The organism is Staphylococcus simiae, from assembly GCF_002902085.1.
In the GTDB taxonomy this organism is placed as follows: Bacteria; Bacillota; Bacilli; order Staphylococcales; family Staphylococcaceae; genus Staphylococcus; species Staphylococcus simiae.
Window position 1 is genome coordinate 1 of record NZ_PPQR01000019.1, and the last position, 26,560, is coordinate 26,560.

General features: G+C 31.6%; 27 protein-coding genes, 1 tRNA gene and 1 other RNA gene. 20 read left to right on the top strand and 9 right to left on the bottom strand.

Translation table 11 applies throughout. From position 1 onward, the window contains the following. Positions 1 to 221 precede the first annotated feature (221 nt). The 4 genes from rapZ to CD113_RS03285 all read left to right on the top strand — a co-directional run bounded on the left by rapZ (position 222) and on the right by CD113_RS03285 (position 4,617). Positions 222 to 1,133: an RNase adapter RapZ gene (rapZ, locus tag CD113_RS03270; protein ID WP_002464857.1), complete on the top strand. Its 912-nt coding sequence runs from the start codon at positions 222 to 224 to the stop codon at positions 1,131 to 1,133. Then, the gene (locus CD113_RS03275; RefSeq protein WP_002464858.1) at positions 1,130 to 2,128 is read left to right on the top strand and encodes a YvcK family protein; all 999 of its coding nucleotides are present in this window, start codon (positions 1,130 to 1,132) and stop codon (positions 2,126 to 2,128) included. The genes rapZ and CD113_RS03275 overlap by 4 nt, the downstream gene beginning before the upstream one ends. Positions 2,129 to 2,232: 104 nt before the next feature. Continuing rightward, positions 2,233 to 3,177: a DNA-binding protein WhiA gene (gene whiA, locus CD113_RS03280; RefSeq protein ID WP_002464859.1), complete on the top strand. Its 945-nt coding sequence runs from the start codon at positions 2,233 to 2,235 to the stop codon at positions 3,175 to 3,177. Between the two features lie 222 nt (positions 3,178 to 3,399). Beyond that, positions 3,400 to 4,617 (top strand): ISL3 family transposase, encoded by a 1,218-nt coding sequence (locus CD113_RS03285; protein WP_095092598.1) that lies wholly within the window; start codon positions 3,400 to 3,402, stop codon positions 4,615 to 4,617. Positions 4,618 to 4,744: 127 nt separating this feature from the next. On the opposite strand, the gene CD113_RS03290 is transcribed toward CD113_RS03285, so the two are convergent. Continuing rightward, positions 4,745 to 5,146, bottom strand: coding sequence for a hypothetical protein (locus tag CD113_RS03290; RefSeq protein WP_002461928.1), 402 nt, complete (start codon positions 5,144 to 5,146; stop codon positions 4,745 to 4,747). A 124-nt stretch (positions 5,147 to 5,270) separates the two neighbouring features. On the opposite strand from CD113_RS03290, the gene CD113_RS03295 reads away from it, so the two are divergent. Continuing rightward, positions 5,271 to 6,059 carry a hypothetical protein gene (locus CD113_RS03295; protein ID WP_002461930.1) on the top strand — a complete coding sequence of 263 codons (789 nt, stop codon included), beginning with the start codon at positions 5,271 to 5,273 and terminating at the stop codon, positions 6,057 to 6,059. A gap of 55 nt (positions 6,060 to 6,114) precedes the next feature. Here the strand turns inward: CD113_RS03295 and CD113_RS03300 are convergent, their stop codons facing one another. The 4 genes from CD113_RS03300 to CD113_RS03315 all read right to left on the bottom strand — a co-directional run bounded on the left by CD113_RS03300 (position 6,115) and on the right by CD113_RS03315 (position 8,157). After that, positions 6,115 to 6,507, bottom strand: a complete 393-nt coding sequence (locus tag CD113_RS03300) for a hypothetical protein (RefSeq protein WP_002461932.1) — start codon at positions 6,505 to 6,507, stop codon at positions 6,115 to 6,117. A 14-nt stretch (positions 6,508 to 6,521) separates the two neighbouring features. Continuing rightward, complete coding sequence (locus CD113_RS03305; RefSeq protein WP_002461934.1) at positions 6,522 to 7,001, bottom strand: hypothetical protein; 480 nt, start codon at positions 6,999 to 7,001, stop codon at positions 6,522 to 6,524. Positions 7,002 to 7,471: 470 nt separating this feature from the next. Beyond that, positions 7,472 to 7,957, bottom strand: a complete 486-nt coding sequence (locus CD113_RS03310; protein WP_002461935.1) for a hypothetical protein — start codon at positions 7,955 to 7,957, stop codon at positions 7,472 to 7,474. Positions 7,958 to 8,085: 128 nt separating this feature from the next. Continuing rightward, positions 8,086 to 8,157 (bottom strand) — tRNA-Arg (locus CD113_RS03315). 188 nt (positions 8,158 to 8,345) lie between these two features. Between CD113_RS03315 and clpP the strand changes: the two genes are divergently transcribed. Then, the gene (gene clpP / locus CD113_RS03320) at positions 8,346 to 8,930 is read left to right on the top strand and encodes an ATP-dependent Clp endopeptidase proteolytic subunit ClpP (protein ID WP_002461936.1); all 585 of its coding nucleotides are present in this window, start codon (positions 8,346 to 8,348) and stop codon (positions 8,928 to 8,930) included. A gap of 36 nt (positions 8,931 to 8,966) precedes the next feature. Here clpP and CD113_RS03325 read toward each other — a convergent pair whose 3' ends face one another. Together CD113_RS03325 and CD113_RS03330 are read right to left on the bottom strand one after the other, a co-directional pair. After that, positions 8,967 to 9,149, bottom strand: a complete 183-nt coding sequence (locus CD113_RS03325; RefSeq protein WP_002461937.1) for a hypothetical protein — start codon at positions 9,147 to 9,149, stop codon at positions 8,967 to 8,969. A gap of 22 nt (positions 9,150 to 9,171) precedes the next feature. After that, positions 9,172 to 10,074 (bottom strand): TIGR01777 family oxidoreductase, encoded by a 903-nt coding sequence (locus CD113_RS03330; protein WP_002461939.1) that lies wholly within the window; start codon positions 10,072 to 10,074, stop codon positions 9,172 to 9,174. 747 nt (positions 10,075 to 10,821) lie between these two features. On the opposite strand from CD113_RS03330, the gene CD113_RS03335 reads away from it, so the two are divergent. Continuing rightward, on the top strand, positions 10,822 to 11,526 hold the full coding sequence (locus CD113_RS03335) for a DUF4887 domain-containing protein (RefSeq protein WP_002461941.1): 705 nt from the start codon (positions 10,822 to 10,824) through the stop codon (positions 11,524 to 11,526). A 216-nt stretch (positions 11,527 to 11,742) separates the two neighbouring features. Here CD113_RS03335 and CD113_RS03340 read toward each other — a convergent pair whose 3' ends face one another. Continuing rightward, positions 11,743 to 11,970 (bottom strand): hypothetical protein, encoded by a 228-nt coding sequence (locus tag CD113_RS03340; RefSeq protein WP_002461942.1) that lies wholly within the window; start codon positions 11,968 to 11,970, stop codon positions 11,743 to 11,745. Between the two features lie 306 nt (positions 11,971 to 12,276). Between CD113_RS03340 and CD113_RS03345 the strand changes: the two genes are divergently transcribed. The 13 genes from CD113_RS03345 to CD113_RS12710 all read left to right on the top strand — a co-directional run bounded on the left by CD113_RS03345 (position 12,277) and on the right by CD113_RS12710 (position 25,528). Next, the gene (locus tag CD113_RS03345; protein WP_002461944.1) at positions 12,277 to 13,290 is read left to right on the top strand and encodes a sugar-binding transcriptional regulator; all 1,014 of its coding nucleotides are present in this window, start codon (positions 12,277 to 12,279) and stop codon (positions 13,288 to 13,290) included. A gap of 52 nt (positions 13,291 to 13,342) precedes the next feature. Beyond that, complete coding sequence (gene gap, locus CD113_RS03350) at positions 13,343 to 14,353, top strand: type I glyceraldehyde-3-phosphate dehydrogenase (protein ID WP_002461945.1); 1,011 nt, start codon at positions 13,343 to 13,345, stop codon at positions 14,351 to 14,353. Positions 14,354 to 14,483: 130 nt separating this feature from the next. Beyond that, the gene (locus tag CD113_RS03355; RefSeq protein WP_002461947.1) at positions 14,484 to 15,674 is read left to right on the top strand and encodes a phosphoglycerate kinase; all 1,191 of its coding nucleotides are present in this window, start codon (positions 14,484 to 14,486) and stop codon (positions 15,672 to 15,674) included. 123 nt (positions 15,675 to 15,797) lie between these two features. After that, complete coding sequence (gene tpiA, locus CD113_RS03360) at positions 15,798 to 16,559, top strand: triose-phosphate isomerase (RefSeq protein ID WP_002461949.1); 762 nt, start codon at positions 15,798 to 15,800, stop codon at positions 16,557 to 16,559. A 2-nt stretch (positions 16,560 to 16,561) separates the two neighbouring features. Beyond that, positions 16,562 to 18,079 carry a 2,3-bisphosphoglycerate-independent phosphoglycerate mutase gene (gene gpmI, locus CD113_RS03365; RefSeq protein ID WP_002461950.1) on the top strand — a complete coding sequence of 506 codons (1,518 nt, stop codon included), beginning with the start codon at positions 16,562 to 16,564 and terminating at the stop codon, positions 18,077 to 18,079. Between the two features lie 130 nt (positions 18,080 to 18,209). Continuing rightward, on the top strand, positions 18,210 to 19,514 hold the full coding sequence (eno, locus tag CD113_RS03370) for a surface-displayed alpha-enolase (protein WP_002461952.1): 1,305 nt from the start codon (positions 18,210 to 18,212) through the stop codon (positions 19,512 to 19,514). Positions 19,515 to 19,896: 382 nt separating this feature from the next. After that, positions 19,897 to 20,355, top strand: a complete 459-nt coding sequence (locus CD113_RS03375) for a hypothetical protein (protein WP_040800954.1) — start codon at positions 19,897 to 19,899, stop codon at positions 20,353 to 20,355. A 66-nt stretch (positions 20,356 to 20,421) separates the two neighbouring features. Beyond that, the gene (secG, locus tag CD113_RS03380) at positions 20,422 to 20,655 is read left to right on the top strand and encodes a preprotein translocase subunit SecG (RefSeq protein WP_002461956.1); all 234 of its coding nucleotides are present in this window, start codon (positions 20,422 to 20,424) and stop codon (positions 20,653 to 20,655) included. Between the two features lie 444 nt (positions 20,656 to 21,099). Next, entirely contained in the window at positions 21,100 to 21,840 is a 741-nt protein-coding gene (locus tag CD113_RS03385; RefSeq protein WP_002461957.1) for an alpha/beta hydrolase, read from the top strand. 31 nt (positions 21,841 to 21,871) lie between these two features. Then, positions 21,872 to 24,250 carry a ribonuclease R gene (gene rnr / locus CD113_RS03390; RefSeq protein WP_002461959.1) on the top strand — a complete coding sequence of 793 codons (2,379 nt, stop codon included), beginning with the start codon at positions 21,872 to 21,874 and terminating at the stop codon, positions 24,248 to 24,250. 21 nt (positions 24,251 to 24,271) lie between these two features. Further along, entirely contained in the window at positions 24,272 to 24,736 is a 465-nt protein-coding gene (smpB, locus tag CD113_RS03395; RefSeq protein ID WP_002461960.1) for an SsrA-binding protein SmpB, read from the top strand. Positions 24,737 to 24,833: 97 nt separating this feature from the next. Beyond that, positions 24,834 to 25,195: a transfer-messenger RNA gene (gene ssrA, locus CD113_RS03400) on the top strand. Positions 25,196 to 25,366: 171 nt separating this feature from the next. After that, the gene (locus CD113_RS12710) at positions 25,367 to 25,528 is read left to right on the top strand and encodes a hypothetical protein (RefSeq protein WP_002461961.1); all 162 of its coding nucleotides are present in this window, start codon (positions 25,367 to 25,369) and stop codon (positions 25,526 to 25,528) included. A 331-nt stretch (positions 25,529 to 25,859) separates the two neighbouring features. Here the strand turns inward: CD113_RS12710 and CD113_RS03410 are convergent, their stop codons facing one another. Continuing rightward, entirely contained in the window at positions 25,860 to 26,480 is a 621-nt protein-coding gene (locus CD113_RS03410) for a DUF5067 domain-containing protein (protein ID WP_002461964.1), read from the bottom strand. Positions 26,481 to 26,560 lie beyond the last annotated feature (80 nt).

The following is a 26,560-nucleotide window of genomic DNA, read 5'->3' on the forward strand; positions in this document are numbered from 1 at the left end:
GTATAGTTCTAGTTTTTTTATGTTATATTTAAACTATAGTAAAATATAATTTTATGTAATGTACCAACAAATAGCATTGTAGAACAATTTTTTAGTATTAAAGTTTGTTGATTTTTAAATGACGTATATTAATTGGGGCAATATGATTATGAAAATTGGATTAATAAAATGCTAATCATTAACAATCTAAGTAACATAAATGAGTTATAGGCGGTGTCATAATGGATAATAATGAAAAAGAAAAAAGTAAAAGTGAATTACTAGTGGTAACGGGACTATCTGGTGCAGGGAAATCGCTAGTTATTCAAAGTTTAGAAGATATGGGTTTCTTTTGTGTAGATAATCTACCTCCCGTATTATTACCTAAATTTGTAGAATTGATGGAGCAGGGAAATCCATCATTAAGAAAAGTAGCGATTGCTATTGATTTAAGAGGTAAAGAATTATTTAAGTCATTGATTACAGAACTTGATGTTATTAAAAGCACGAGTGATGTCATTGTTGATGTTATGTTCTTAGAAGCTAAGACTGAAAAGTTAATTTCACGTTATAAAGAAACACGACGTGCACATCCATTAATGGAGCAAGGGAAGCGTTCATTAATTGATGCGATTAATGACGAAAGGGAATATTTATCACAAATCAGAAGTATATCTAATTTTGTTATAGATACTACTAATTTAAAAGCAAAAGAATTAAAAGCACGTATCCAACGATTTTATGAAGATGATGAATTTGAAACATTTACGATTAATGTAACGAGTTTTGGCTTTAAACATGGCATACAAATGGATGCAGATTTAGTATTTGATGTGCGTTTTTTACCTAATCCTTATTATGTAGTTGATTTAAGACCGTTAACAGGTTTGGATGAAGCAGTTTACAATTATGTTATGAAATGGAAAGAAACAGAAATCTTTTTTGAAAAATTAACTGATTTGTTAAATTTCATGATTCCTGGGTATAAAAAAGAAGGGAAATCACAATTAGTAATTGCTATTGGTTGTACAGGTGGACAACACCGTTCTGTCGCATTAGCAGAACGTCTAGGTAATTATCTAAATGAAGTGTTCGACTATAATGTTTATGTACATCATAGAGATGCACATATTGAAAGCGGCGTGAAAAAATGAAACAAATAAAAGTTGTACTCATTGGTGGTGGCACTGGCTTATCAGTATTAGCTAGAGGCTTGCGTGAATTTCCAATTGATATAACTGCCATTGTCACTGTAGCAGATGATGGTGGCAGTACAGGTAAGATAAGAGATGAAATGGATATTCCAGCCCCAGGAGACATTCGCAATGTGATTGCAGCATTAAGTGATTCAGAATCTGTATTATCACAATTATTTCAATTTAGATTTGGAGAAAATCAAATTAGCGGTCATTCATTAGGTAATTTACTTATTGCAGGCATGACTAATATTACAAATGATTTTGGACATGCGATTAAAGCTTTAAGTAAAATACTGAATATTAAAGGACGAGTCATTCCATCAACGAATACAAGCGTACAATTGAATGCTGTGATGGAAGATGGAGAAATCGTTTATGGGGAATCAAACATTCCTAAAAAGCAAAAAAAAATTGAGCGTGTTTTTCTAGAACCTAGTGACGTGCAACCAATGGGAGAAGCAATTGAAGCGTTAGAAGAAGCAGACTTAATTGTTCTAGGACCTGGTTCTTTATACACAAGTGTTATATCTAACTTATGTGTAAATGGTATTTCAGATGCTTTAATTAACTCAAAGGCGCCTAAACTCTATGTATCAAACGTTATGACTCAACCTGGTGAAACAGATGGCTATAGTGTGAAAGACCATATTGATGCTATTCATAGACAAGCTGGTCAATCATTTATAGATTATGTAATCTGTAGTACACAAAAATACGACGATAATGTACTTAAAAAATATAAACAAAAGCATTCTAATCCAGTAGAAGTGAATAGAGAAGAATTAGAAGATGATGATAGAATTAAAGTATATACGGCATCTAATTTAATTGAAATATCAGATGACCATTTGGTTAGGCATAACACGAAAGTATTATCTACAATGATATATGATATTGCTCTAGAATTAACGAGTACGATACAATTCATTCCTGGAGACAAACATATTTAATATTTTGAATACAATATTTATGATATGATAATAAGACTGTGTTTATAACATTAATGATATCTTTTATAACTAAAGATGAATAAATCGAAAGGAATGGTTGTCAAATGAGCTTTGCATCAGAAATGAAAAATGAATTAACACGTATAGAAGTAGATCCGTTAAATGCAAAAGCAGAGCTCAGTGCATTAATTAGAATGAACGGAGCATTAAGTTTATCAAATCAACAATTTGTTATTAACGTTCAGACTGAAAATGCAGCAACGGCAAGACGTATTTATTCATTAATCAAAAGAGTGTTTAATGTAGAAGTTGAAATTTTAGTACGTAAGAAAATGAAATTAAAAAAGAATAACATATATATTTGTCGGACTAAAATGAAGGCGCGAGACATTTTAGATGAATTAGGTATTTTAAAAAATGGTATCTTTACTTATGATATTGATCAAGAAATGATCAAAGATGATGAAATGCGTCGAAGTTATTTAAGAGGTGCCTTTTTAGCAGGTGGTTCTGTTAATAATCCAGAAACGTCATCATATCATCTCGAAATATTTTCACAATATGAAAGTCATGCTGAAGGATTAACAAAATTAATGAATAGTTATGACTTAAATGCTAAACATTTAGAACGTAAAAAAGGTAGTATCACTTATCTGAAAGAAGCTGAAAGAATTTCTGATTTTTTAAGTTTAATTGGTGGTTATCAAGCGTTGTTAAAATTTGAAGATGTTAGAATAGTGAGAGACATGCGTAATTCTGTCAATCGTCTTGTTAATTGTGAAACGGCAAATTTAAATAAAACAGTTAGCGCAGCAATGAAACAAGTTGAAAGTATTAAATTAATAGATCAAGAGATAGGTATAGAAAATTTACCAGAAAGATTACGCGAAATAGCTAAAGTTCGGGTCGAAAATCAAGAAATATCGTTAAAAGAACTGGGAGAAATGGTATCAAACGGTCCTATTTCTAAATCGGGAGTTAATCATCGATTACGTAAATTAAATGAATTAGCAGATAAAATTCGTAACGGAGAACATATTGAATTATAAAAGGTAGTTTAAAACCACAATTATCTAAGTGCTTCTTTTTAAATTAAAGTATCTAAAATAATGGAAAAATAATTTTTTGAAAAAAAGGGCACAATACCCTATCATTTAAGTCTCCACAACTTTAGAAAGAGAGGGATTGCGCCTATGTCTAATAATATTATAAAAACATTAGATTATAAAGGTAAATACATTATATTTTAAGATGACGTTGAAGAAGTTTATATGAATTTAGTGAGAACTTTGATTTATAAAAATACATTAACTTATGTTCCTGACGCTTGTGAGCACTGTGGTGCTGCGAATGAAGACTATACTATTGTTAAAAATGGTAAACGTAAGACAATGGTTAAACTATTGAGTAATCAAGGCACACCATGTTTTCTTGAACTACATAAACAACGTTTTTTCTGTCGTCAATGTCATTCATCATTTGTTGCTCAAACGAGTTATGTTAAGAAACATTGTCATTTCTCTAATAAATTAATTTTTAAACTGATAGCACAATGCGAAGAGCCTCGAGCTTGTAAAGGTATCGCTCGTGAATATCAAGTGAGTACAACATCCATTATTCGTTATATCAATCAACATGCCGAAAGTATCAAGTTAAGATTACTCAATGATTTACTTGAACATATTATGGTTGATGAGTTTAAAAGTGTTAAAAATGTAGATGGTAAAATGAGCTTTATATTTTGTGATAGTGATACACATGAAATTGTCGATATTTTACCAAACCGAAAGAAAGAAGCACTATTTGATTATTTTATAAGATTTGATAGAAAAACTAGAAAAAAAGTTAAAACTGTAACTATGGATATGCATCGGCCTTATATTGATTTATTTAAACAATTATTTCCGAACGCGAAGATTATCCTTGATCGTTTCCATTTAATCCAAGCATTAAACCGCGAACTCAATCGCGTTCGTATTCGCTTGATGAATCAACTTAAAACAAGTAATCCACGATTATATAGGAAACTTATACTTAAACCTTCAGAAGATCTAGATGCGATTAATTATAGTTATCAACGCTTGTTTAAGGGCTTAGAATCGCAACAATCCATCGTCAACTATATTTTAAATCAGGTTCCTGAACTAAAAGAAGTTTATATACAAGTCAATCGTCTTCGTGCCTTAATTATGCATCATAAGTCAGATTTGTTCGTTGAACAAATTAATCAAGATTTAAACAACACAGATATCGATAAAAGATTAAAGAGAGTGATTAATAGTTTTAAAGACTATCTTCCAGAAATTATCAATACATTGAATCATCCAACACGTTCCAATGGAGCTATTGAAGCTATGAATAATAATATCAAAGTACTTAAGCGAGTAGCCTATGGTTTTAGAAACTTCTATAACTTTAGAAATAGAATATTAATAACATATAAACTTTTTGGTAAAAAGGAAAATCAAAATCAAAACCAAACCGCCTAAAATCATTAATAAAAATTAAAAACCCACTCCATTATCTTTGTAAATGTAATGGACTGGATAGGTGACTTAAATTGATAAAATTCGATTCAAAATTTATACATCAACCGAATTTGACAATGAGCCTTTGTTAATTATTATTTACTATAGCTATAATAACAAAGCCTATAATTAGCACGAGGATAGCTGTTTTTAAGAATGGTATCTCACTAATGAAAAAAGTCAACATTAGCAAAGTTATTGATAATGCAATACAAATTAACGAAGTGATATTGAAATCGTATCTGAGTGACCTAAAGCCTAGATAAGCAGTTAAAATTGAAAAAACTGCAGTTATTAAAGCTATTAATAAAATTAATAATGTGCCACTTAAGTAACCATCTTTACCTAAATTTCGAATATTCACATCATTACCAAACTGTTTCACAAATTCATTGGCCATTATTTTTAGAAAGATAAACAAAATAGATGAAATAACCATTGTTACCATGCACCACTGAGATTTTTTGATGTCTTCAATTAAAACATTCATCATATACACCCCTCAAGTATCATTTTAAATAACCATATATAATCATTAATCGTATTTTCCTAAGTGTTATAATTTAATTCAAAAGTGTTAAATTTATAGAATATTTAGAAAAAAGGGAGCAAACGTGAATTATTACGGTATCAACAGTATAAGAACTAAGTACAAAAATATTAATATTTTAAATAAATACTATATTAACGAAGTTATTTTTCCAGTAGCTGAAAAATTTGTTGAAGAATATAAAATTAATGGTACTCAAAAAATTATTAGTCTTAAATATAACGCTATTACTTTCAATTTATTCACAACCATGTATTTTATAGACGAATATACATTTAATAGTCATAATGATTTTAAGAAAATGATGAATTTGCAAAGTAGTAATTTTTATTTGCAAGCTGCTTATGATAATTTGTACCAATTACTTCATTTTATGACTTTTAGTAATAATAAAAACGAATTATTATTTAAAGATGATCACAAGAGATATCAAGTAGAAGAAAGCCTCAGAATTATAGATTTTATAAAAAATCACAGGGAAAATATTATTGTAAAAGAGTTAAATAAACTATATAAATACAAAATGGCAACTATCAGAAAAAGTAATAACTATGTAAAACACAATGGACAACTTGAAGATTATGACAAAAATACTGCTGAGGCGTATGAAGTAGAATTTAATGAAGATGATATTTTAAAAGGAATAAGAAAGGCTAAGTATAATTCAGAAAATAATATAAATCCTATAGTGGCTAAAGTACCTAAAGGAAAGAAAATTGATTTAACTGAATTAAGTCATCAAATTTATTTAATTGTTGATGATCTACTACAAATATTAGATAAAACAATGGAAATATATATTGACGATAACTACAGAGAAATGGTAAGAATAACGAATAATGTTTATCTTTAAAAGACGAACTTATATAAAGACAAAAGGCTCAACAAATTAATGCTGAGCCTTATCTTTAATCATCTAAATTTTTAGGATTAAAATGTTTATAGATCGTATGACCTTCTTCACTTATAATGTTACTAGCAGTCTCTTTTAATATTGGATAATAATTATTAGCAAAACCTACAATTATCTGATTAATTATTAATGATGATAACTCTCTATCTGTAGGTAGTGCAGAATTAATTATTTCAACTAAATCCGAATAAATAATTTCATCAGAATTTTTATGGGCAATATATTTAAGGAAATTAGCTTGAACTTCTTCAAAAATACTATATTTTAAATCCATTTCTAAAAATATTAAACTAACAGTTTTTGTGTTTAGTTGGTTTTGTCCCATTTCTGATGCTAATTCTTGAACTGATTGATATAAAAGTCTAATATCATTTTTATCTTCTAACATTTAGCTCACTCCATTTAAAACAACCATGATATTGCTTCCTTAATAGTTGTTGAAATTATCCCGGCATTTCCTTTACTTAAACCAGCATTTAAGGCACCACGTTTTGCAGCATCACCAACAGCTTGAGCTGGTACATCTGACCATTTAAGTAATGGTTTCAATTCTTTAACTATAGGTGAATAAGCTTTATCAAACAAGTTAGCCGCCTCATTGCCACCAACTTTTTTAATTACATTTCTTGCACCACTTTTATGATTTATTATAAATTTAATTGCTGTTTTTGCTACTTTTGTTGCTCCAATTCGTTCTTGAGCTTGAGGATTCTGAGGCAAATCGGGATTTCGATTAATTTTAACACCATCAACATTCACATATTGTGGTTGGTTTACTTTTTGAGAACTTTCTTGTACTTCATTCGCATTTGCTAAAGGGGAAACTGACGTAATAACAATAGCACTTAATACCAATGATCCGATGCTTTTACTTAACTTCATAGCTTATCTACTCCTTTAACCAATTTTTATAATCAAGCACTTACAACTTTAGTCTATAGTAATCATTTTAAAATTGGTGTAATTTCCCCAAGTGTCTATTTTATATACATAAGTGTCTATATTTAACATTTTTTATTTATAATCATTAAAATTAGTGCTGAGAAACATCTTGTGTTGCATTGAATATAGAATTTGCATAACTAAGGTTAAAAGTAAATGTTGTATTGAATTACAAATCGTTCACTGAAGTAATTTACGATTTTATTTTTAAATATAATCATAATAAAAAAAACATCATACATAATATATGATGGTAAAAACTACATGTAAACTCAAAATATGATCATAGTTTGAGTAGCGTCATATTATTAAACTATGATTTAAAATAACGGAGTTTTAAAGTTCCCCTTAATGTTGATTAACTATCAACATACTACAATTATATCATAATTTAGGAGTAGGTAATAAATTTATAATTCATTTTCTGGGACTATGGAAACAAAATCAAATTCAGTATTTTCATTTACTTTAATAAAGTCACTGGCTATTTCTCCATTTAACATTTTCAAATTAAAAATATATGGTAATAAAGGTTCTTTAAACTCGATAGGGTAAGCTTTTAAAGTAATATCTAATAACTGTAAATAATCTGATGATGAAAAGTAGGCACTCCTATCTAATAGTTTTCCAAATGAACTTCGATTTGATCCAGGTTTTGTGTTTGCTATTTCTTTCCAATCATTAATATTAGCTAAACTGATTAATATATACTCATCTGAATTATAGGCATCTACATCTTTATATTCAATGTAGTTTTCGTAAGTAACTTTAGGTATAAAATCACCAGTATAAATTTTATTGTTTAATCCGAAAAGTATCTTATAACTTTTACTTTGACTATGGTTATTTACTTTCTTCAATAAAAAATCTAACTTCTGTAAATATTCAATTTTCATTATTTTAACTCCTCTTTGTTTAGTAAATACAGTATGTCAATTTTAAAAATTTAATATAACTTTCCCTATATTTTCCCTAAATAAAATAAAAAACACTGTTATATCGATATTTTTAAAATGGAATATAGCCCCCTTGAAGGGAATTGAACCCCTATTTTAAGAACCGGAATCTTATGTGTTATCCATTACACTACAAGGGGATAATAAGTAATAAACAAATTTCTGTACTATAGTAGTTAAAATAAGTACAATTTGAATAGCTATTAATAGTTTACAAATGAAAAGTGGTAAGGTCAATCGTCGATAAAAAGTATAATCAAATATTTTGACCATTTTTGACTTTTAATGTAAAATAAAAAATAATAGAAATTACAAGGAGGAAATATAAATGAATTTAATTCCTACAGTTATTGAAACAACAAACAGAGGCGAACGTGCTTACGACATATATTCACGTTTATTAAAAGACCGTATTATCATGTTAGGTTCTCAAATAGATGATAATGTAGCAAATTCTATCGTATCACAATTATTATTCTTACAAGCACAAGATTCAGAGAAAGATATTTACTTGTACATTAACTCACCAGGTGGTAGTGTAACAGCTGGTTTTGCAATTTATGATACGATTCAACATATTAAACCAGATGTGCAAACAATTTGTATCGGTATGGCTGCATCAATGGGTTCATTCTTATTGGCAGCTGGTGCTAAAGGTAAACGTTTTGCATTACCAAATGCAGAAGTAATGATTCACCAACCATTAGGTGGCGCACAAGGACAAGCAACTGAAATTGAAATTGCTGCTAATCATATTTTAAAAACACGTGAAAAATTAAACCGAATTTTATCTGAACGTACTGGACAAAGTATTGAAAAAATACAACAAGATACAGATCGTGATAATTTCTTAACAGCTGAAGAAGCTAAAGAATATGGTTTAATTGACGAAGTAATGGTTCCAGAAGCTTAATAATATTAAAAAAGCTGCGCGATAAGCGCAGCTTTTTTATTTAGAACGATATTTTGATAATTGTACAAAGATAGTAATTACTGTAATTGCACCAACAATAATAAAAAACATAGCTAAAATAATCGAAGGTATTGAATGATTAAAAGTTAAGCAACCAATAATAATTAATATCACACCATTCATTAGTGACAATAAATGAAAAGATTTAGATTGTTTCACTAAGAACACTCCTTAATAATGTTTAATCATTAATCAAATCTTCCAGTGCCAATTTTAAATTATTATATTTAAAATTGAAGCCTAAAGCTTGTAATTTATTAGGTATTACTTTTTGAGTGTCTAATACCACTGTTGACATTTGACCAAGTAATAGTCGTAATATTAATCCTGGTACCCATGTTTCATGTGGTTTATGCATTATACGTGCTAGTGTATAGCCAAATAAATTTTGTCTTTCTGGTATAGGTGAAGTTAAGTTAAATGGTCCTTGAGCATTTGGATGACTGATCAAATATAAAATGGCGTTAGTTAAGTCATCTATATGAATCCAAGAATACCATTGGCGACCTGATCCTAATTTGCCACCTACATAAAATTGATAAGGTAATTTCATTGATTTAAGTGCGCCACCCTCGGAAGATAACACCATACCAAATCTACCAATGACAACTCTAGTTCCTAATTGCTCGAACTGTTGTGCAAATCGTTCCCATTGATAAACAATATCTGATAAGAAATCAAATGGTAAGGTTTTATATAATTCTGTATAAGTCATATATAAGTCAGGAGGGTAATATCCAACGGCACTTGCATTAAATAAGACTTTAGGTGCCTGTTCACGTGATTTAAAGAGATCGAATAATGCTTCAGTACTTTGAATTCTGCTGAGCATTAGCGTTTGCTTATATTCTGGCGTCCAACGTTTATTTAATGTAGCACCTGCTAAGTTTATTACGATATCAATATTATCAGGAACAAGTTGTTGCCAATAGGGCTTACTCCAATTAACATATGTTATTTTAGCATCAGATGATGTTTCGTCATGACGCGTTAATATCGTTATATGACAGTCCATTTTTTTAAGTTCATTTATCAGGCTTGAACCGACTAAACCTGTTCCACCAGTAATTAAATAGTTTTTCAAAATAATCCCACCTTGAAAGTTAATTGTATATATTTGATAATTATTCTTATTATTCAAAGGTTATTCAAAAAATAGACATTAAGATGTCATTTTAACTTTTAGCAATGCATTTAAATAAATATGATATAAGATATAATAAAGATGTACCTTCGATAACTAATAAACATCTCTTATTAAGTATATGTAAACGCTGCATGATACAACGAAGGTAAATTTTGACTCCCTTTAGTAGTAGGCCCGTGCGAGAATCGTACGGGTCTTATTTTATTCTTATAAAAAGTGTGGGAAGAAAGAGAAGTAAAATAATAATAAATTCCCTGGGATTACCAAAATTTAAACAGTTATGAATAACATTTGAAGCAACGTTATTATACTATACCCATTTATTGATGTAATTAAATATGACTTTGCTACTATTTGTTAGTAAATGAAGTTACAATGTTGAAAAATGGGGTATATTTTTAAACATAAGTGATTTAAAATTTAACAAAGAAAATGAAGAGGTTTCAATTTTTTATTGCAAATGATGAGTTAATAAATGTTGTATTTAAACTTTAGATGTTAAGATAGAATTTAATACAATTTCTTTGAACGTATGTTACATGAACAAGTGTGTTAAACATTGCATTAAACGATTTATGTCTGCATAAGCAGTAATGAATTATTTACTGAGACATATTTAGTTTAATTTGTTTATACAATTACAACATATAATAAAGATGAATAAGATTTAAAGTGAGGGAGAGTATGTCGAATCAACATAACGACTACAAAAATATTGAAGGTCAAGACAAAAAGAAAATGAGCACTGCATCGAAAATAATTAGTACTATTATTGTGCTGTTATTATTATTCGGTTTAGCATTTGCTATATTCGCTTTTGTAGATCATTCTAAAAAATCTAAAGAACGTTTAGAACATGAACAACAACAAGAACAACGAGATAAAAAACAACAAGATGACAAAGAAAAAGAACAAAAAGAAAAGAAAAAGCAACAAGATGATATAGATGATCAGGACAATCAAAGCCAACAACAAAATTTACAAAATAATGCTACTCAAGCACCAGTGAGACAACAACGTAATAATACGACGCAACAGCAATCTAATCAAAATAGTCGACAAGAAAAAACGACGAATGATGACAAATCAAAAGCTAATAAAAATTCAGACTCTAAAGATAAAGATGATGAAGCATCAAATAAAGAGCAAAGTGATGACAAAGCAGATAGTAATAACGAACAAGCTAAGCCACAACAAAATAATAATGCGAATCAACAACAAACACAGACACAACGACCAACACAGTCACAACAACAATCTGGTGGTGGTAGTGCTGCAAATAATAATGGTGGTAATCGCAACAATCAAGCTACAACAGCACCTAAACAAGCATCACAACAAAGTCAAAGTTCCAATGCAACGCAAGCCAACAGACAAAATGGTAATTAATTTTTAACACTATGCATTACAACAAAATAACAACTACTTAATTTATACTAACGGCCAGTGAGATAAAATAATTCACTGACCGTTTTTTTATGGTTCTCTATTTTTCATGTCTAATAAAAAAAGAATAATTTAAAAAATAATTATGTATCAGTCCAATTTGGAAGAGAACCTTTTTTATTGAATTGGAAATTGACAATTGAGATGAATTGACCAATGTTAAAATGCCCACCAAATGATAGCGGTAATGATGAAAGAAATAATTAAAATGACAAAGCAACCCATGGCACAACCACATCCTTGAAGTCGACAACTAAAGTGATAGTTACCATTAAATGCTACTGATTGACGGTTTTGTTTGAAATACATATTTCCTTTATATTCTGGGTCGCTAGGATCTAAGACTTGCTGCTCTAAATTATTATTTGATAAATCTTCATTATGCATGACGCAATTCACACCTTTATTATCGTGTTATGTACTAGAATGATTAATTATAACAAGAAAGGGTATAACGTTCATTAAATACAATAACTACTGTTATTAAATATTTGAGACAAATTAACTTGTTATGAGTGAAAACGTTTTATCAAATTATTTAGAAAATTTAAGTTAATCCACTTGCATTTTGTGAAATACAATAGTAGTATTGCATGTGTAAAGAGGTTGAATTTTGTCCCAGGTGGGACTTAATAAGACAATCACTGATTGATAACTATTAATATGTTTCAACATTAAGAGGAGGAGGTAGTAGTGAAAGACTTATTACAAGTTCAACAAAAACTTATACCAGATCTTATTGATAAGATGTATAAACGTTTTTCTATTCTCACTACTATTTCTAAGAATCAACCAGTTGGTCGTCGAAGTTTAAGTGAACACATGGATATGACTGAGCGTGTATTACGTTCAGAAACAGATATGTTGAAGAAACAAGATCTGATTAAGGTCAAATCTACAGGAATGGAAATTACTGTAGAAGGGCAACAAGTACTTGAGAGATTGAAATCCTATTTCGATATTTATGTTGACGATAATCGTTTAGCAGAAGATATTAGAAGTCAATTTCAAATTAAGGAAGTACATGTTGTCCCAGGTGATGCAGACCATAATCAATCAGTTAAAGCAGATCTTGGTAGACTAGCAGGACAATTATTAGAAAGTTCTCTATATGAAGATGCGATTGTTTCTGTGACTGGTGGTTCTACTATGGCTTATGTAAGTGAAGCGATTCATTTATTACCGTTTAATGTTTTCTTTGTTCCAGCACGAGGTGGTCTTGGCGAAAATGTTGTTTTTCAAGCCAATACCATTGCTGCGAGTATGGCTCAACAAGCTGGTGGTTATTACACAACGATGTATGTACCAGATAACGTGAGCGAAACAACGTATAAAACATTAATGTTAGAACCGTCAGTAATCAATACATTAGACAAAATTAAACAAGCAAACGTAACTGTACACGGTATCGGTGATGCGCTGAAGATGGCGCATAGACGTCAGTCACCTCAAGAGGTTATTGATAAACTTCAACATCACCAAGCCGTCGGAGAGGCATTCGGATATTATTTTGATAATCAAGGTCACATCGTTCATAAAGTAAAAACAATTGGACTACAATTAGAAGATCTTGAATCAAAAGATTTTATTTTTGCAGTAGCTGGTGGACAATCAAAAGGACAAGCAATTAAAGCTTACCTTTCAATTGCACCTAAAAACACTGTATTAATTACAGATGAAGCAGCCGCAAAAATAATACTTGAATAAGAGATAAAAAGTTTAATACTTTTTAAATATCATTTTAAAGGAGGCCATTATAATGGCAGTAAAAGTAGCAATTAATGGTTTTGGTAGAATTGGTCGTTTAGCATTTAGAAGAATCCAAGATGTAGAAGGTCTTGAAGTAGTAGCAGTAAACGACTTAACAGATGACGATATGTTAGCTCATTTATTAAAATATGACACAATGCAAGGTCGTTTCACAGGTGAAGTTGAAGTAGTAGATGGTGGTTTCCGTGTGAATGGTAAAGAAGTTAAATCTTTCAGTGAACCAGATGCAAGCAAATTACCTTGGAAAGACTTAGATATCGATGTTGTATTAGAATGTACTGGTTTCTATACTGACAAAGATAAAGCACAAGCTCATATTGATGCAGGTGCTAAAAAAGTATTAATCTCAGCTCCAGCTACTGGTGACTTGAAAACAATCGTATTCAACACTAACCACCAAGAATTAGATGGTTCTGAAACAGTTGTATCAGGTGCATCATGTACTACAAACTCATTAGCACCAGTTGCTAAAGTTTTAAACGATGACTTTGGTTTAGTTGAAGGTTTAATGACAACTATCCACGCTTACACAGGTGACCAAAATACTCAAGACGCACCTCACAGAAAAGGTGACAAACGTCGTGCTCGTGCAGCAGCAGAAAACATCATCCCTAACTCAACAGGTGCTGCTAAAGCAATCGGTAAAGTAATTCCTGAAATCGATGGTAAATTAGATGGTGGAGCTCAACGTGTACCAGTTGCTACAGGTTCATTAACTGAATTAACAGTAGTATTAGAAAAACAAGACGTAACAGTAGATCAAGTTAACGAAGCAATGAAAAATGCTTCAAACGAATCATTCGGTTACACTGAAGACGAAATCGTTTCTTCAGACGTAATTGGTATGACTTACGGTTCATTATTCGATGCTACACAAACTCGTGTAATGTCAGTTGGAGACCGTCAATTAGTTAAAGTTGCAGCTTGGTATGATAACGAAATGTCATATACTGCACAATTAGTTCGTACATTAGGTTACTTAGCTGAATTATCTAAATAATAACAGCATAGTTAATATTACTAGTGCTCAGAACTATTCATCATAAATAAAGCTTATGAGTAAGCGGGGAGCACATACGCTTCTCCGCTTATTTTTATATTAAAGTTCCTAAAAACAAGGAGGAAACACCATGGCTAAGAAAATTGTTTCTGATTTAGATTTGAAAGGTAAAACAGTTTTAGTGCGTGCCGATTTTAATGTGCCATTAAAAGATGGAGAAATTACAAACGATAACCGTATCGTTCAAGCTTTACCAACGATTCAATATATTATTGAACAAGGCGGCAAAGTTGTCTTATTCTCACACTTAGGCAAAGTAAAAGAAGAAAGTGACAAAGAAAAATTAACATTACGCCCAGTTGCTGAAGATTTATCACAAAAATTAGGTAAAGATGTTGTCTTTGTTCCTGAAACACGTGGAGAAACTTTAGAAACAGCTATCAAAAATCTTAAAGAAGGCGACGTATTATTAGTTGAAAATACGCGTTTCGAAGATTTAGATGGTAAAAAAGAATCTAAAAACGATCCTGAATTAGGTAAATATTGGGCTTCATTAGGCGACGTATTCGTCAATGATGCATTCGGTACAGCGCACCGTGAACATGCTTCTAACGTAGGTATTTCATCAAATCTTGAAACTGCTGCTGGTTATTTAATGGATAAAGAAATTAAATTTATTGGTGGCGTAGTTAATGATCCTAAGAAACCTGTTGTAGCTATCTTAGGTGGTGCTAAAGTTTCTGACAAAATTAATGTCATTAAAAACTTAGTTAACATTGCAGATAAAATTATTATCGGTGGTGGAATGGCCTATACATTCTTGAAAGCCCAAGGTAAAGAAATCGGTTTATCATTACTTGAAGAAGATAAAATTGATTTCGCTAAAGAATTACTTGAAAAACACGGTGACAGAATTGTCTTACCAGTTGATGCAAAAGTAGCTAAAGAATTTTCTAATGATGCTAAAATCACTGAAGTTTCAATCGATGATATCCCTGCAGATCAAGAAGCAATGGATATTGGACCTAATACAGTTAAATTATTTGCTGATGAATTAGAAGGTGCTCATACAGTAGTATGGAATGGACCTATGGGTGTATTCGAATTTAGTAACTTTGCTCAAGGTACTATCGGTGTATGTAAAGCAATTGCTAATCTTAAAGATGCTATCACAATTATTGGTGGCGGAGATTCAGCTGCTGCAGCAATCTCATTAGGATTCGAAAAAGACTTCACACATATTTCTACTGGTGGCGGTGCATCATTAGAATATCTTGAAGGTAAAGAATTACCTGGTATTAAAGCAATTGATGATAAATAATGAATAACCATCAAAAGTGATGTGACATGTTTTTGTTATTTTTATAATGGGAAAATAATAATATAGAGTTTTGTTACATCACTTTTCAAAAAATAATTTTCAAAAATTTAAGGAGTGTCTTTAATGAGAACACCAATTATCGCTGGTAACTGGAAAATGAATAAAACAGTACAAGAAGCAAAAGATTTTATTAACCAATTACCTACATTACCAGATTCAAAAGAAGTAGAATCAGTTATTTGTGCACCTACAATTCAATTAGATGCATTAACAACTGCAATTAAAGAAGGTAAAGCACAAGGATTAGAAATCGGTGCTCAAAATGCTTACTTCGAAGACAGTGGTGCATTTACAGGTGAAACTTCACCAGTTGCATTAGCAGATTTAGGCGTTAAATATGTTGTTATTGGACATTCAGAACGTCGTGAATTATTCCATGAAACTGATGAAGAAATTAATAAAAAAGCACATGCGATCTTTAATCACGGTATGACACCAATTATTTGTGTTGGTGAAACTGATGAAGAGCGTGAAAGTGGAAAAGCTAACGATGTCGTTGATAATCAAGTGAAAAAAGCGGTTGCTGGTTTATCTGATGAGCAACTTAAACAAGTAGTGATTGCTTATGAACCAATCTGGGCAATCGGTACAGGTAAATCTTCTACATCTGAAGATGCTAACGAAATGTGTGCATTTGTTCGTCAAACAATTGCAGATTTATCAAGTAAAGACGTTTCTGAAGCTACTCGTATTCAATATGGTGGTAGTGTTAAACCTAACAACATTAAAGAATATATGGCTCAATCAGATATTGATGGCGCATTAGTAGGCGGCGCATCACTTAAAGTTGAAGATTTTGTAGCATTGTTAGAAGGTGCAAAATAAGTATGGCTAAGAAACCAACTGCATTAATTATTTTAGATGGTTTTGCAAATCGTGAAAGTGAACACGGTAATGCTGTTAAGTTAGCACACAAACCTAATTTTGATCGCTATTATAGCAAATATCCAACTACGCAAATCGAAGCAAGTGGCTTAGATGTAGGACTACCTGAAGGACAAATGGGTAACTCAGAAGTTGGACATATGAATATTGGTGCTGGTCGTATTGTGTATCAAAGTTTAACTCGTATTAATAAATCAATCGAAGACGGTGACTTCTTTGAAAATGAAGTATTAAATGATGCGATTGCACATGTTAAATCACACGATTCAGCGTTACACATCTTCGGTTTACTTTCAGATGGTGGCGTGCATAGTCACTATAAACATTTATTTGCTTTATTAGAATTAGCTAAAAAGCAAGATGTAAAACAGGTATATGTTCATGCATTTTTAGATGGACGTGACGTTGATCAAAAATCTGCACTTAAATATATCGAAGAAACTGAAGCTAAATTTAAAGAACTAGGTATTGGACAATTTGCTTCAGTATCAGGTCGTTATTATGCAATGGACCGTGATAAACGTTGGGAACGCGAAGAAAAAGCTTACAACGCTATCCGTAACATTGATGCACCTGTATACAAATCAGCTAAAGAGGGCGTTGAAGCTAGTTATAATGAAGGATTAACTGATGAATTCGTTGTACCATTTATTGTTGAAGATCAAAATAGTGGTGTTAATGATGGAGATGCAGTCATCTTCTTTAACTTCCGTCCGGACAGAGCTGCTCAATTATCAGAAGTATTTACAAATAGAGCATTTGATGGTTTCAAAATTGAACGAATTAATGATTTGTTCTACGCAACATTTACTAAATACAATGACAATGTAGATGCAGCTATTGTATTCGAAAAAGTTGATTTAACAAATACAATAGGTGAAGTTGTTCAAGATAACAACCTAACACAATTACGAATTGCTGAAACTGAAAAATATCCACATGTTACTTACTTTATGAGTGGCGGTCGTAACGAAGAATTTAAAGGTGAGCGTCGTCGTTTAATCGACTCTCCAAAAGTTGCGACATACGACTTAAAACCTGAAATGAGTGCTTATGAAGTTAAAGATGCCTTACTTGAAGAATTAGACAAAGGTGATTTAGATTTAATCCTATTAAACTTTGCTAATCCAGATATGGTTGGACATAGTGGTATGTTAGAACCAACAATTAAAGCAATTGAAGCTGTCGATGAATGTTTAGGTGAAGTGGTTGATAAAATCATCTCAATGGATGGACATGCAATTATTACTGCAGACCATGGTAACTCTGACCAAGTGTTAACTGACGATGATCAACCAATGACAACACACACAACTAACCCAGTACCAGTCATTGTTACTAAAGAAGGCGTAACATTACGAGAAACTGGTCGTTTAGGTGACTTAGCACCTACATTATTAGACTTATTAAATGTTGAACAACCTGCAGACATGACTGGAGAATCATTAATCAAACATTAATCATGTAAAAATGGTTAAGTAAACGCTTAATGACACTTATTTTTAACAATTACTAGTATTATCATTTTATTAAATGAATAAATAAAGCTATAATAATTATAGAATATTTATTTTAAAGGAGATTATAAACATGCCAATTATTACAGATGTATACGCTCGCGAAGTCTTAGACTCTCGTGGTAACCCAACTGTTGAAGTTGAAGTTTTAACTGAAAGTGGCGCTTTCGGCCGTGCATTAGTACCATCAGGTGCTTCTACAGGTGAACATGAAGCGGTTGAATTACGTGACGGAGATAAATCACGTTACTTAGGTAAAGGTGTAACTAAAGCTGTTGAAAATGTTAACGACATTATCGCACCTGAAATTGTAGAAGGTGAATTCTCAGTTTTAGATCAAGTATCAATCGACAAAATGATGATCGCTTTAGACGGTACATCAAATAAAGGTAAATTAGGTGCTAACGCTATTTTAGGTGTTTCAATCGCCGTAGCTCGTGCAGCAGCTGATTTATTAGGACAACCACTTTATAAATATTTAGGTGGATTCAATGGTAAACAATTACCAGTTCCAATGATGAACATCGTTAACGGTGGTTCTCACTCAGACGCTCCAATCGCGTTCCAAGAGTTCATGATTTTACCAGTTGGTGCAAAATCATTTAAAGAATCACTACGTTGGGGTGCTGAAATCTTCCACAACTTAAAATCAATTTTAAGTAAACGTGGTTTAGAAACTGCAGTAGGTGACGAAGGTGGTTTCGCTCCTAAATTTGAAGGTACTGAAGATGCAGTAGAAACAATTATGCAAGCAATCGAAGCTGCTGGTTATAAACCAGGCGAAGAAGTTTATTTAGGTTTCGACTGTGCTTCATCAGAATTCTACGAAGATGGTGTTTATGACTACAGTAAATTCGAAGGTGAACATGGTGCTAAACGTTCAGCAGCTGAACAAGTTGACTACTTAGAACAATTAGTAAACAAATACCCAATCATTTCTATTGAAGACGGTATGGACGAAAACGACTGGGATGGTTGGAAACAACTTACAGAACGTATCGGTGACCGTGTACAATTAGTTGGTGACGATTTATTCGTAACTAACACTGAAATCTTATCAAGAGGTATTGAAAATGGTATTGGTAACTCAATCCTAATCAAAGTTAACCAAATTGGTACATTAACTGAAACATTTGATGCTATCGAAATGGCTCAAAAAGCTGGTTACACAGCAGTAGTTTCTCACCGTTCTGGTGAAACTGAAGATACAACAATTGCTGATATCGCAGTTGCTACAAATGCAGGACAAATCAAAACTGGTTCATTATCACGTACTGACCGTATTGCGAAATACAATCAATTATTACGTATCGAAGATGAATTATTTGAAACTGCTAAATTTGACGGTATCAAATCTTTCTACAATTTAGATAAATAAGATTTATATATTGACGCTAATGTAATTTGAGTTGAGTCGAATTATATTAGTAACATGAAAGTTTTTGAGTTCACGCAAAAAGTTCACGCTTTTATATATGCCTGTCACAGAGTTGAGACTGTGGCAGGTTTTTTATGTTTTCAGAAGGCATTGTCAAATTCGATTGGTGGAAAATAATGAAACAGGTTTGTGGGGAAATCTTTGAAAAATTTAAAATACACTCTCATGATACATTGAAATGATGCTTAGAAATCGTTATGAAGGGGCAATCTTATAATGGTATTTTGAAGTTAATGATAACGTTAAGTGAAATAGTTATCCTGATTTAACTTAGTATATGAAACTGTTATAATATAGGAGATATTGATAAAGGAGTTCAAAAATGATGGACAAAACAAGTAAAGAAATTAAGACAGGTCGATTTATCGCCATTGCTTCTGTTGTGTTTGCAATTTTATTAATTATTCATTACTTTGTGTCTCTTGATGCTGCAACAGCAAAAGCATTATTAGAGTTAAGCAATCAAAATGCCACAACACATGCAGCTGATTATATTTTAAATAATTTTAGGTTTACAGGTATCATGTATATTTTGGCATATTTAGCAGGTATTATTACTATTTGGAATAGACATACATATGTATGGTGGTTTATGTTTGCTGTTTATCTCTCTAATAGTTTATTTACATTGATTAATTTTTCAATGACGATAAAAGCAATTCAACATGCACATCAAACGCTGTTAACATTTCCAATTATTATTGTTGTCATCGGATCATTAGCATTAGCCATTTATATGGTAGTCGTGTCTATTAAATATAAAAGTACGTTTAATAGATAGAAAATTGATTTCATTGATAGAAATATGTTATACTTCATGACGTATATAAGGAACGGAGGACAATTTATGCATACATTTATCATCATATTATTAATCATTGATTGTATTGCATTAATAACTGTAGTCTTACTCCAAGAAGGTAAAAGTAATGGACTTTCAGGTGCTATCAGTGGTGGCGCAGAACAGTTATTCGGTAAACAAAAACAACGTGGCGTCGATTTATTCTTAAATAGATTAACAATTATTTTATCAATTTTATTTTTTGTACTTATGATTTGCGTAAGTTATCTTGGTATGTAAGTCCGACGATATGAATGTCGGGCTTTTTTGTTTATAATAGACAATGTTAACTTGTTATCTTAAGGTTCTCTCCCAAATTGGAGAGGGAGTGGGACAGAAATAAGTTTTATATAAAATTTATTTCGTAGATGCCCGTCTTGCATATTAATGTAAAATCCACACATGGATTTTTGATGACGGGTCCCTCCCACCCCAGCTTGACTGACTAGGTTTTCAAAATGGTGGTTTATCAACGTTTTGAAAAACAGACAGTTACTGCCAAATGCTTAAATTTAAGTGTAAAATACATTTTCTTCCAGGTTTACTTTTTATTTATCAGTCCTAAAATATAGAGAACCTACATTAATAAGAAGGCAGTTAATCATTAATGTTGAATTAGACAGTTTTCAATGATAAATAACATAAAGCTTATTTAAATAGATGTAATAGAAGGAGCAATCAATCATGCAAATTAAATTACCAAAGCCATTCTTTTTTGAAGAAGGACCTCGTGCAGTACTATTATTGCATGGTTTTACAGGGAATTCATCAGATGTTAGACAATTAGGTCGCTTTTTACAGAAGAAAGGTTACACGTCATATGCACCACAATATGAAGGTCATGCTGCACCACCTGAAGAAATATTGCAATCAAGTCCATTCGTGTGGTTTAAAGATGCCCTTGATGGTTATGATTACTTAGTAGATCAAGGATACGATGAAATTGTCGTTGCTGGTTTATCATTAGGTGGAGATTTTGCTTTAAAAGTAAGCTTAAATCGTGATGTAAAGGGTATTGTAACGATGTGTGCACCAATGGGTGGTAAAACTGAAGGTGCAATTTATGAAGGTTTTCTAGAATATGCGCGTAATTTCAAAAAATATGAAGGTAAAGATCAACAAACAATCGATCAAGAAATGGAACATTTCAAACCAACTGAAACATTAAAAGAATTAAGCAATGCACTTAATGACATTAAAGAACAAGTTGATGAAGTGTTTGATCCTATTTTTGTAGTCCAAGCAGAACAAGACAACATGATTGATCCACAATCCGCAAATTATATATATGAACATGTTGATTCTGATGATAAATCAATAAAATGGTATGCCAATTCAGGTCATGTCATTACTATTGATAAAGAAAAAGAACAGGTATTTGAAGACATTTATCAATTTTTAGAATCATTAGATTGGTCAAAATAAAAAATTAGAGCAACAAGAAAGGAGGGGCATAATGAATTTAAAGCAATCAATAGAAGACATAATTAACAAACCAGATTATCAACCCATGTCTGTGTCAGATTTTCAAGATGCCTTAGGTTTAAGTAGTGCTGACTCATTTAGAGATTTAATTAAGGTGCTAGTTGAACTAGAACAAACAGGTTTAATAGAACGTACTAAGACAGATAGATATCAGCGTAAACAATCAGGTAAAACTGCATCTAAGTTGGTTAAAGGTACACTTAGTCAAAATAAAAAAGGCTTTGCATTTTTAAGACCTGAAGACGATGATATGGAAGATATTTTTATACCGCCTACTAAAATCAATAGAGCCATGGATGGAGACACTGTCATTGTTGAAGTTCATCATTCTAAAGGTGAACATAAAGGTAAAACAGAAGGTGAAGTTAAATCCATTGAAAAGCATTCTGTAACGCAAGTCGTTGGTACGTATAGTGAAGCACGACATTTCGGCTTTGTAATTCCTGATGACAAACGTATTATGCAAGATATCTTTATCCCTAAAGGCCAAAGTTTAGGTGCAGTAGATGGACATAAAGTATTAGTACAAATTACTAAATATGCAGATGGTACAGATAATCCAGAAGGACATGTTTCTGCAATTTTAGGACATAAAAATGATCCAGGTGTTGATATTTTATCTATTATTTATCAACATGGTATCGACATAGAGTTCCCTGATAATGTACTCAAAGAAGCCGAAGCAGTTCCAGATGACATAACAGCTAATGAAATAACAGGCAGACGTGATTTACGTGATGAATTAACAATTACTATTGATGGTGCAGATGCTAAAGATTTAGACGATGCAATTAGCGTTAAGAAATTAGCTAATGGTAATACGCAATTAACTGTTAGTATTGCTGATGTCAGTTATTATGTCACAGAAGATTCAGCATTGGATAAAGAAGCATATGATAGAGCTACAAGTGTTTACTTAGTTGATCGTGTTATTCCAATGATTCCACATCGATTAAGTAATGGTATTTGTTCATTAAATCCTAATGTCGATCGTTTAACACTTAGTTGTCGTATGGAAATAAATGAACGTGGCAATGTAGTGAATCATGACATTTTTGATAGTGTTATTCATTCGGATTATCGCATGACTTATGATGCTGTTAATCAAATTATTACGGAACAAGATCCTAAAGTACGTGAGCAATATAAAGAAATTACGCCAATGTTGGATTTAGCACAAGATTTATCACAACGTCTCATTCATATGAGAAGACGTCGTGGTGAAATTGATTTTGATATTAGTGAAGCAAAAGTGCTTGTTAACCATGAAGGTATCCCGACTGATGTTCAAGTGCGCGAACGTGGCGAAGGTGAAAGACTGATTGAATCATTTATGCTTATTGCTAATGAAACAGTTGCTGAACATTTTAGTAAACTAGATGTACCATTTATTTATCGTGTCCATGAACAACCTAAATCTGAACGTTTAAGACAATTCTTCGATTTTATTACTAATTTTGGTGTAATGGTTAAAGGTACTGGTGAAGACATTCATCCATCTACTTTACAAAAAATCCAAGAAGAAGTTGAAGGTCGACCTGAACAAATGGTTATTTCAACGATGATGTTACGTTCTATGCAACAAGCGCATTATGATGATGTAAACTTAGGTCATTTTGGTTTATCAGCTGAATATTATACACATTTCACGTCTCCAATTAGACGTTATCCTGATTTAACAGTACATCGTTTAATACGTAAATATTTAATTGACAAATCAATGGATGACAAGTCATTACATCATTGGGAAGAAAAGTTACCTGAACTAGCGGAGCATACATCTAAACGTGAACGTCGTGCAATTGAAGCTGAACGTGATACAGATGAGCTTAAAAAAGCTGAATATATGATTCAACATATTGGTGATGAATTTGAAGTTATAGTGAGTTCTGTAGCTAACTTTGGTATGTTTATTGAATTGCCTAATACCATTGAAGGTATGGTGCATATGTCTAATATGACAGACGATTATTATCATTTCGATGAACGACAAATGGCATTAATTGGTGAAAGACAAGCTAAAGTCTTTAGAATTGGTGATACTGTCAAAGTGAAAGTGACACATGTAGACGTAGATGAACGACAAATTGATTTCCAAATCGTTGGTATGCCATTACCTAAAAATAATCGCTCAGAACGACCAGCCCGTGGTAAAACAATTCAAGCTAAGACGCGTGGTAAGTCTCTAGATAAAGAGAAATCGAGTGATAAAGGCAAAGGTCGTCAAGCTAAAGGCAAACAACGTAAAGGTAAAAATCGACGCCATAAGGATAAAAAAGGCAAAGATAATCACAAACCATTTTATAAAGATAAAAGTGTTAAAAAGAAAGCACGCAAGAAGAAAAAATAAGCAACTAAGAGGTGACTATATATGGCTAAAAAGAAATCACCAGGTACGTTAGCTGAAAATCGTAAAGCAAGACATGATTATAATATTGAAGATACGATTGAAGCGGGTATTGTGCTACAAGGTACTGAGATTAAATCAATAAGACGAGGTAGTGCCAACCTTAAAGATAGCTATGCTCAAGTAAAAAATGGTGAAATTTATTTAAATAATATGCATATAGCACCGTATGAAGAGGGCAATCGTTTTAATCACGATCCTCTTCGTTCTAGAAAATTGTTATTGCATAAAAGAGAAATACTCAAGCTTGGCGAAGAGACACGTGAAGTTGGCTATTCAATTGTGCCGTTGAAGTTATATTTAAAGCATGGACATTGTAAAGTGTTATTAGGTGTCGCTAGAGGTAAGAAGAAATATGACAAACGTCAAGCCTTGAAAGAAAAAGCAGTTAAACGTGATATGGCACGTGATATGAAAGCCCGTTATTAAGCGACCTAGTTGCTTAATAGGGCTATATTTGATATAGTTATACTTGCTTTGTTAGAAGTATGATTAGAGAAATTATTATCGTTTGATATTTTATTACGGGGACGTTTTTGGATTCGACAGGGGTCCCCCGAGCTCATTAAGCGTGTCGGAGGGTTGTCTTCGTCATCAACACACACAGTTTATAATAACTGGCAAATCAAACAATAATTTCGCAGTAGCTGCCTAATAGCACTCTGCATCGCCTAACAGCATTTCCTATGTGCTGTTAACGCGATTCAACCTTAATAGGATATGCTAAACACTGCCGTTTGAAGTCTGTTTAGATGAAACTTAATCAAACTAGCATCATGTTGGTTGTTTATCACCTGTCATGATGCGAAACTTATAGATAAACTACACACGTAGAAAGATGTGTATCAGGACCTCTGGACGCGGGTTCGAATCCCGCCGTCTCCATTATATAGCTCACAGCCATTGCGGTTGTGGGCTTTTCGCTTTAGTGTAGGTGTGCTACAGTTTTAATTAAAATAAAATTTATACAAATTGTATATTAAATATAGAATTACAATTTATACTATTTATGTTAAAATAGAAATATAAAATATTAATATTTTCAAAGGGGCTATTCTTATGAATAAACAAAAGAAATATTATGTTCATCCAATATTAACTATAATAGGTTTTACTACACTGTGCACATTTATTCTGGGATTTCCACTTGGAACAATTTTAGGTTCAGGTCTAGGTTATACCATAGGTGTCTTGAATAAAGAAAATAATGAGATTAAGTGAAAAATAATAGATTCAAGATTAGAGATTAACCATTAACAAAAAAAGAAGAATGAATGTATGGTTCTTTTATTATCTATCATATTAATCGTTTCATTAGGCGAAACACTCTATCTCTTGCTTAAAATTAGAAATTTAAGAAAAAGTAATGCATCTGATAAAGAATATGAAAAAATGATAAGCAACTACACTCCACTTGGAATTGCTACGCTTGTGATTTCAATTGTTATATTAGCGATAGCGTTTATATTTTAAGTTCGAATATAAATCAATATAAGCACATATAAAAATTCGGTTGAGACATTATTATTATGTCATCAACCGAATTTTTTAATTAGTTATTATTCGTCTCTTTTTGGATATCGTCTGATAAAGAATAATCTACTGTTTTCAATTTTGATATATCAATCTTTTTGCTGCCTAGTTTTTTACCAACTATACCTTGTGTTGCGGTAAGTGTAACTTCTTTATCATTCTGAAGTTGATAGGTGATTATACCTTTGGCAGTACCACCTTTTTTAATAGCATCGTCACTATGTTTGTGCCAACTTTCAAATTTTCCTGTACTAAGTGTTGAACCTAATTCTAAATTATTAACTGTATCTTTACTATCTTGAGTTGCATTTAATGATGCCATCCAGACATTCGTAGCTGTAATAGCCTTATCATTAGTTTTGCTTTTTACTTCATATTCAAATGCTAATAATTTATGTTTGTTTTTAGAATCCATATCATTGACTAAAAAGACATGTTTAATTTTAAGAACGGCTTTCTTAAGTACTAAAGTATCATTTTTAAATTGTACTTTATTATCATCAACTTTAGATGATTTTGAAGTATCTGTAGATGTCGTAGTATCAGAGATTTTTGAGGAATCGGTGCTATCATTCTCTTTGTTGTTACAAGCACTTAATAACAATAAACTTCCAAATAAAATAATTAAGGCTTTTTTCATTCTTCATTCTCCTTTAAAATTATCTATAAAATAACAACTAATTCCGTTTAAAATAAGTAATTATTTTATATGATAAATAT

Bases quoted from the DNA above. Each gene is read 5' to 3' on its own strand.
- rapZ (WP_002464857.1), top strand. From the start codon at position 222: ATGGATAATAATGAAAAAGAAAAAAGTAAAAGTGAATTACTAGTGGTA.
- secG (WP_002461956.1), top strand. From the start codon at position 20,422: ATGCATACATTTATCATCATATTATTAATCATTGATTGTATTGCATTA.
- CD113_RS03340 (WP_002461942.1), bottom strand. From the start codon at position 11,970: ATGCATAATGAAGATTTATCAAATAATAATTTAGAGCAGCAAGTCTTA.
- CD113_RS03310 (WP_002461935.1), bottom strand. From the start codon at position 7,957: ATGAAAATTGAATATTTACAGAAGTTAGATTTTTTATTGAAGAAAGTA.
- whiA (WP_002464859.1), top strand. From the start codon at position 2,233: ATGAGCTTTGCATCAGAAATGAAAAATGAATTAACACGTATAGAAGTA.
- clpP (WP_002461936.1), top strand. From the start codon at position 8,346: ATGAATTTAATTCCTACAGTTATTGAAACAACAAACAGAGGCGAACGT.
- tpiA (WP_002461949.1), top strand. From the start codon at position 15,798: ATGAGAACACCAATTATCGCTGGTAACTGGAAAATGAATAAAACAGTA.
- CD113_RS03290 (WP_002461928.1), bottom strand. From the start codon at position 5,146: ATGAATGTTTTAATTGAAGACATCAAAAAATCTCAGTGGTGCATGGTA.
- rnr (WP_002461959.1), top strand. From the start codon at position 21,872: ATGAATTTAAAGCAATCAATAGAAGACATAATTAACAAACCAGATTAT.
- CD113_RS03410 (WP_002461964.1), bottom strand. From the start codon at position 26,480: ATGAAAAAAGCCTTAATTATTTTATTTGGAAGTTTATTGTTATTAAGT.
- eno (WP_002461952.1), top strand. From the start codon at position 18,210: ATGCCAATTATTACAGATGTATACGCTCGCGAAGTCTTAGACTCTCGT.
- CD113_RS03285 (WP_095092598.1), top strand. From the start codon at position 3,400: ATGAATTTAGTGAGAACTTTGATTTATAAAAATACATTAACTTATGTT.
- CD113_RS03300 (WP_002461932.1), bottom strand. From the start codon at position 6,507: ATGTTAGAAGATAAAAATGATATTAGACTTTTATATCAATCAGTTCAA.
- CD113_RS03355 (WP_002461947.1), top strand. From the start codon at position 14,484: ATGGCTAAGAAAATTGTTTCTGATTTAGATTTGAAAGGTAAAACAGTT.
- CD113_RS12710 (WP_002461961.1), top strand. From the start codon at position 25,367: ATGAATAAACAAAAGAAATATTATGTTCATCCAATATTAACTATAATA.
- CD113_RS03305 (WP_002461934.1), bottom strand. From the start codon at position 7,001: ATGAAGTTAAGTAAAAGCATCGGATCATTGGTATTAAGTGCTATTGTT.
- CD113_RS03375 (WP_040800954.1), top strand. From the start codon at position 19,897: ATGATGGACAAAACAAGTAAAGAAATTAAGACAGGTCGATTTATCGCC.
- CD113_RS03275 (WP_002464858.1), top strand. From the start codon at position 1,130: ATGAAACAAATAAAAGTTGTACTCATTGGTGGTGGCACTGGCTTATCA.
- gap (WP_002461945.1), top strand. From the start codon at position 13,343: ATGGCAGTAAAAGTAGCAATTAATGGTTTTGGTAGAATTGGTCGTTTA.
- smpB (WP_002461960.1), top strand. From the start codon at position 24,272: ATGGCTAAAAAGAAATCACCAGGTACGTTAGCTGAAAATCGTAAAGCA.
- gpmI (WP_002461950.1), top strand. From the start codon at position 16,562: ATGGCTAAGAAACCAACTGCATTAATTATTTTAGATGGTTTTGCAAAT.
- CD113_RS03385 (WP_002461957.1), top strand. From the start codon at position 21,100: ATGCAAATTAAATTACCAAAGCCATTCTTTTTTGAAGAAGGACCTCGT.
- CD113_RS03335 (WP_002461941.1), top strand. From the start codon at position 10,822: ATGTCGAATCAACATAACGACTACAAAAATATTGAAGGTCAAGACAAA.